Genomic DNA, 6,290 nt, shown 5'->3' on the forward strand with positions numbered 1-6,290 from the left:
ACTGGGTGTCACACGCCCGTCGGACGCCGCTGCCAGGCTGACGTCATGGACGTCACCGCGCTCGCACGGGCGCTACTGGACCCCGTGCCGGCCAACCGGACCGCGGGGATCGAGGTGGTCCGCGCCGAGGACGGTGCCGCGGAAGTGGCGCTGGAGACGCCGGACGCGCTGGGGAACGTCATCGGGAGCCTGCACGCGAGCGGGCTGGTCGCGCTGCTCGACGCGGCCGGCCTGGCCGCGCTCGTCGCGGCGTGCGAGGAGCCCGGCCAGTTCGAGGGCGTCGTGCCGCTGGGTGCGGCGGCCACGATGGAGTTCCTGGCCCCGGCCCGGGGGCGGCTGGTGGCGACGTGCGCGCTCGGGGCGGACGAACGCGCCGCGCTGCGGCCCCTGCTGGCGGGCGAGAGCGACGGCGCGCGGATCGCCACGGTCGCCGAGGTCCGGGACGCGGCGGGCAGGGTGGTGTGCCGGGGCGGCTTCGACTGGAGCGTGCGCCGGCTGCCCGGCCCCCGGTAGGCCGGGCCCGCTCCGCGCGCGGCGGGGAAACGCCCGGCGAACATCTGACGGCAGGACAGGGAAGGTGCCAACGGCACCCGTTCGCGCTCGTACGGTGACCGAACCCGACCGACCGACCGGACCGTCACCGCGGGCACCGGCGGCACCAGTGACACGGCGGCTGCACGGGGGATGCGAGAACGCGCATGGGCGATTGGCTGAGTGCCGACAACATCGTGGCGGTGCTGACCGCCGTCGTCGGTCTGGCGGTCTCCGTCGGGGTGGTCTGGTACGAACGCCGGGTGCCGCGCCGTAAACGCATCGGCTACCGCGTCCAAATGGACACCCCGATCGGCAGCGACGACCCCGACGGCGAGGCCGGCGCGACCAATGTGCGGCTCGGTCTCTTCAACGACCTGCCGGACATGGTGGACGCCACGCTCGTCCTGCTCCGCATCGAGAACGACGGCGGCGAGAGCATCGCCGACGGCGACTACACCAACCGCGACCCGCACCGGGCCCTGAACGTGGTCTTCGCCGGCCGTCTGGTCCGGGGGGTGGCCGTCACCCAGGTCGACGCCGGCGGGCTGATGGACCACTTCGCCCCGGCCGGCGGCGAGGGCGGGGTCCGCCACGAGGGCAACGTCATCCACCTGCCCCGCGTGCCGCTCAACCGGGGCCAGCACTACAAGCTGCTGGTGCTGCTCACCGGCGGCCACGTCGGCGGCGGCGTCCGGATCACCGGCGGCATCCGCGACGGTGTCGTCGTCCCCAACAAGGCGATGCCCGTTGACGCCTCGCCCCCGCTGTTCAGCCGCGCGACCCGCTGGATCACCATCCTGCTGACCGTCTGCGTCACCGTGCTGGCCTCCATCATCGTCGTCCGCGAGGACGCGCCGCCGCCCCTCGGCTGCGCCACCGGCAGACTGACGGTCACCGGGTCCACGGCCTTCGCCCCGGTCATGGAGGAACTCGCCCGCCGTTACGCCGCGGACTGCGAGGGTTCCCGGATCACGGTCGACGCGAACTCCAGCGACCGGGGCGTCCGCGACCTCGCGGACGCCGGGAAGGCGGGCCACGGCTCCGCGGTGGTGGCCATGTCCGACGGCCCCGCCCCGGACGACCTCGCCCCACTCACCGGCAGCCGGGTCGCCGTCTCCACGTTCGCGCTCGTCGTGAACGACGGCATCCCCGTGACGAACCTGCCCGTGGCCCGGATACGCGCCGTCTTCGCCGGCACCGTCGACAACTGGAAGGAACTCGGCGGCGGTTCGGTCCCCATCCGCCTCGTCAGCCGCAATTCCGACTCCGGCACCCGCGAGATCTTCCGCAGGCGCGTCCTCGGAGGCAGGGGCGAGGGCCCGTTCACCTCACGGGAATGCGTGCGGAAGGACTACCAGGACGCCCCGGTGATCCGCTGCGAACGCGACAGCACCGCCAAGGTCCTCTCCGAGGTGGGCCGGATACCCGGCGCCATCGGCTACGCCGAACTGGGCGCCGCCAAGGCCGCGCCGCACGTGCGCATCCTGGAGATCGACGGCTTCGCCCCGTCGACCGGGGCCGACGGCGCCACCGGCTACCCCTTCAACGACCTCGAGTACGCCTACACCTTCGGCACCCCCGCCGCCGGCACCCTCACCGCCGGCTTCCTCCACTACATGCTTCTCGGCCCCGGCCAGGCCGTCGTCAGATCCCACGGCCACCTGCCCTGCTACTCGCCCGCCGCGGTCGAACGCTGCGGGCTGAAGGACTATGCCGCGTCCTGACGAGAAGTACCGGCGGGCGTCATGTGGGCGTCGCCTGGCGTACGCGTGCGGCCCTCTCCCTCAAAGGGCATGGACCACATCACGTTTCTCGTGGCGGTCGTGATCGTGACCGCGCCGGCCTTCGACTTCACCAACGGCTTCCATGACACGGCGGACGCGATGGCGACGTCCATCCCGACGGGAGCTCTGCGACCGCGGACCGCGGTCCTCATCAGCGGCGTGCTGAACATCGCCGGCGCCTTCCTCTCCACCGAGGTCGCGAAGACGATCTCCGGGGAATCGTCGACGACACCCTGGTCACCCCGGCATGATCTTCGCGGGGCTGGTCGGCGCGGCGCTGTGGAACCTCGTGACTGGTTGCCGGGACTGCCGTCGAGAAGGTGCTGATCCCCGCGGTCGCGTCCCCCCTGGTGGCGGGGATCGCGGCACTGCTGGCGACGTACCTGGCCTAGCGGATCACCGCGCGGGCGCGGCGGGAGTCGGTGACCCGGGGCTTCCGGCTCGGGCAGATCGCGTCGGCGTCGCCGGTGCACGGCACGAACGACGCCCAGAAGAGCGGGGCCGCCGGTGTGGGTGATCGCGGCGGCGGGCCTGGCCATCGGCCTCGGCACCCACCTGGGCGGCCGGCGGATCATCCGCACCATGGGCAAGGGGCTCACCGACATCCGGTCGCCGCGGGGCTTCGCGGCCGAGGCGGCCTCCACGACGGTGATCCTGACCTCCGCGCACCGGGGCTTCGCGCTGTCGACGACGCAGGTGTGCTCGGGCGGCATCCTGGGCGCCGGGCTGGGCCGCCGGCCGCCAGAGGTCCGCTGGGGGACCGCCGGCCGCAGGGTCGTCGCCTGGCTGGTGACGCTGCCGGCCGCCGCGCTGGTCGGGCGGGGTCTCGGCGAGCGTCGTGCAGCACGGCGGCACGGTGGGCACCGTGGTGGTCGCCCTGCTGGCGGTGGCGGCGTTCATCGTCGTGTTCTCGCGCCGCCACCCGGTGCACGCCCAGAATGTCAACGACACGCATACCGTGGCGCTGCGCCCCTCCGCGACCTCCGCCCCGTCGGCCGCCTGAGCGCGTCCGACCGCGTCCGACAAGGAGAAATGCGATGCAACCGGACTGGAGCGCCCTCGGCGAAGTGGCCGCTGTCAGCACCGGCGTTACGGTGGGTGTGGTCGCCGTCTTCGCCCTCGGTGTGCTCGGGCTCTCCCGGGCCGGGGGTTCCCGCGACGGCGCGACCGTGTCGTACACGGCGGCAGGCCTGTGTTCCCTGGCCTGCGCCGCGGTCGTGGCGTACGGCATCTGTCCGATCGTTCCGCAGTTCCACTCCTGAGAGGCGAGGCGACATGGCGACGTTCCCGCACCCCGCCGATCCGGACCTGCTGGCCGGTATGCAGGTCGACTACACCGACCAGGACGAGCCCGTGCTCATCCGCCCCGACGGCACCCCCGTCGAGACCTGGCGCGAGAACTATCCGTACGACCACCGGATGGAGCGCAAGGAGTACGAGTGGCACAAGCGGCTCCAGCAGATCGAGCTGCTGAAGCTGCAGAGCTGGATCAAGGAGACCGGGCGCCGGCTGGTGATCGTCTTCGAGGGGCGTGACGCGGCCGGCAAGGGCGGCACCATCAAGCGGTTCACCGAGCACCTGAACCCGCGCGGTGCCCGGGTCGTCGCCCTGGTCAAGCCGACCGAGCGCGAGCGCGGCCAGTGGTACTTCCAGCGGTACGTCGACCACCTGCCGACGGCCGGCGAGATCGTCATGTTCGACCGCTCCTGGTACAACCGGGCCGGTGTCGAACGGGTCATGGGCTTCTGCACCGACGACGAGTACCAGCGCTTCATGCGCCAGGCGCCCGCCTTCGAGCGGATGCTCGTGGACGACGGCATCGACCTGGTGAAGTTCTGGTTCTCCGTCTCCCGCGACGAACAGCGTACCCGTTTCACCATCCGCCAGGTCGACCCGGTGCGGCAGTGGAAGCTCAGCCCCATGGACCTGGCGTCCCTGGACCGCTGGGACGACTACACCGCGGCGAAGGTCGCGATGTTCCGCGAGACGGACACCGAGCAGGCCCCCTGGACGGTCGTGAAGAGCAACGACAAGAAGCGCGCCCGCGTCGAGGCGATGCGCAGCGTGCTCGCCCGCTTCGACTACCCGGACAAGGACGAGGAGGTCGTCGGCGTCCCCGATCCGCGGATCGTCGGCGCCGCCGCGAACCTGCTGGAGGCGGGCGAGGCCTGACCTCCCGCGCACCGGGAACGCGGACGAGGCCGCCCCGGGTGATCCGGGGCGGCCTCGTCCGCGTGCGGGCGCGTGGCGTCAGTTGGTGAAGTTGAGGTACTTCCAGTCGCCGTACGTCGTGGTGTTCAGGCTGTCGCCCGAGCTGCCCTTGATGTACGAGACGCGCACCCGGGCCCGGATGCCGGACTCGCCCGGCCCCGGCAGCTCGACGAGCGCCTTGCCGGCGGTCCCGATCCGGAAGTACTCCGAGTCGGTCCCGTACCAGTGGCCCTGGTAGTAGACCTGCAGCTCGAACCGCTCCTTGCGGTTCGTGGCGTAGGTCATCGTCGTGGTGAACAGCGGCGCGGCGTTCTTGTGGAACCAGTAGTAGTTGGTCGAGCCGATCTTGCCGGTCTTGTAGTGGCGCGAGACCGACGTGGTGAGCTTGACCTGCGTGCCGACCGCCCGCGACACCGACTTCGGCGCGTAGGAGAAGTCGCCGCCGAACGACGCCCAGAAGGTGGTGTTGCGGCTGAGCTTGTAGGTCACCTTCAGGTCGCCGGCCGAGTTGACCTTGGCGGTCTTGACCAGCTTCTTCGTGCCGCCGGCCGGCTGGGCGTAGATCGACACCACACGGCTCTTGCCGGTCTTGCCGAGGTGCCCGGTGACGGTGGCCGTCGCGCCGTAGGAGTAGGTCGAGTGGTTGGTCTTGATGCTGACCGACGTGGCCAGGCGGGAGACCGCGACACTGTCCTTGCCCACCGCGGCGTTGTGCGTCGCGTCGCCCTTGTACTGGGCGGTGTAGGTGACGGTGCCGCCGGTGGTCGGGGTGTCCGTGAAGCTGAACGTGCCGTTGGACGCGACCGTCTTGGTGCCGAGCGACTTGCCCTTGGGGTAGGTGAGGTCGGTGCGGGTCACCGTGACCTTGGTGCCGCTGGGGAAGGAGGCGCTCGAGGTGAGCTTGCCCTTCACCGTGATCTTGGTGGACCGCTTGGCCGAGGTCGGAGCGGTGACCGTGACGGTGGCGGCGGCCTTGGCGACCTTGACGGTGTCCTTGGCGGTGGCGGCGGCGTGCCGCGTGTCACCGGCGAAGGTCGCCGTGTAGGTGTTGTTGCCCAGGACGGACGGGGTGTTCTTGAACGAGAAGGTGCCGTTGGCGGCGACCGTCACGGTGCCGAGCGACGTGCCCGCCGGGTGGGCGGAGTCGGTGCGGCTCACGGAGACCTTGGTGCCGGCCGGGAAGGCCACGGGCGAACCGAGGGTGCCGGTGACGGTGAGCTCGCGGGTGGGCAGGGCCGTGGTCGGGGCGTTCACCGCGAGGGTGGTCGCGCCCCGGACGACGCTGACGGTGTCCTTGGCGGTCGCGTCGGCGTGCGTGGTGTCGCCGGCGTAGCTGACCGTGTAGGTGTTGTCGCCCTGCGCGGACGGGGTGTCCTTGACCTCGAAGGTGCCGTCGGCGGCGACCGTCGCGGTGCCGAGCGGCGTGCCGTCCGTGTGGGCGGAGTCGGTGCGGCTCACGGAGACGGTCGTGCCGTCCGCGAAGGGCACCGTGGAGCCGAGGGTGCCGGTGACGGTGACCTCGTCGCCCGGGATGGCGGCGGCCGGGGCGTCCACCGTGAGCAGGCTCGCGGCCCGGGCGACGCTGACGGTGCCGGTGCCGGTGGCGGCGTCGTGCTCGGCGTCCCCGGCGTAGCTGACCGTGTAGGTGTTGTCGCCCAGTGCGGACGGGGTGTCCTTGACCTCGAAGGTGCCGTCGGCGGCGACCGTCGCGGTGCCGAGCGGCGTGCCGTCCGTGTGGGCGGAGTCGGTGCGGCTCACGGA

Annotated in this window: 5 protein-coding genes and 1 pseudogene; 5 read left to right on the forward strand and 1 reads right to left on the reverse strand. The window is 71.8% G+C overall.

The features are described 5' to 3' along the window. The first annotated feature begins 45 nt into the window (after positions 1 to 45). From ACIP98_RS00850 to ppk2, 5 genes and pseudogenes are all read left to right on the forward strand, one after another. Complete coding sequence (locus ACIP98_RS00850) at positions 46 to 513, forward strand: DUF4442 domain-containing protein (protein WP_319660151.1); 468 nt, start codon at positions 46 to 48, stop codon at positions 511 to 513. Between the two features lie 185 nt (positions 514 to 698). Beyond that, complete coding sequence (locus tag ACIP98_RS00855; RefSeq protein ID WP_401973051.1) at positions 699 to 2,258, forward strand: substrate-binding domain-containing protein; 1,560 nt, start codon at positions 699 to 701, stop codon at positions 2,256 to 2,258. 69 nt (positions 2,259 to 2,327) lie between these two features. Then, positions 2,328 to 3,321 (forward strand): annotated as a pseudogene (locus ACIP98_RS00860) (anion permease). A gap of 34 nt (positions 3,322 to 3,355) precedes the next feature. Continuing rightward, positions 3,356 to 3,580: a hypothetical protein gene (locus ACIP98_RS00865; protein WP_401973052.1), complete on the forward strand. Its 225-nt coding sequence runs from the start codon at positions 3,356 to 3,358 to the stop codon at positions 3,578 to 3,580. Positions 3,581 to 3,593: 13 nt separating this feature from the next. Next, entirely contained in the window at positions 3,594 to 4,490 is an 897-nt protein-coding gene (gene ppk2 / locus ACIP98_RS00870) for a polyphosphate kinase 2 (RefSeq protein WP_401973053.1), read from the forward strand. 78 nt (positions 4,491 to 4,568) lie between these two features. Here ppk2 and ACIP98_RS00875 read toward each other — a convergent pair. Beyond that, positions 4,569 to 6,290: Ig-like domain repeat protein (locus ACIP98_RS00875; RefSeq protein ID WP_401973054.1), on the reverse strand; the 1,722-nt coding region annotated here is incomplete at its 5' end.

This window comes from Streptomyces sp. NPDC088354 (genome assembly GCF_044753585.1).
Lineage (GTDB): Bacteria > Actinomycetota > Actinomycetes > Streptomycetales > Streptomycetaceae > Actinacidiphila.

Coding starts and splice junctions, on each gene's coding strand:
- ACIP98_RS00850 (WP_319660151.1), top strand. CDS start 46: ATGGACGTCACCGCGCTCGCACGGGCGCTACTGGACCCCGTGCCGGCC.
- ACIP98_RS00855 (WP_401973051.1), top strand. CDS start 699: ATGGGCGATTGGCTGAGTGCCGACAACATCGTGGCGGTGCTGACCGCC.
- ACIP98_RS00865 (WP_401973052.1), top strand. CDS start 3,356: ATGCAACCGGACTGGAGCGCCCTCGGCGAAGTGGCCGCTGTCAGCACC.
- ppk2 (WP_401973053.1), top strand. CDS start 3,594: ATGGCGACGTTCCCGCACCCCGCCGATCCGGACCTGCTGGCCGGTATG.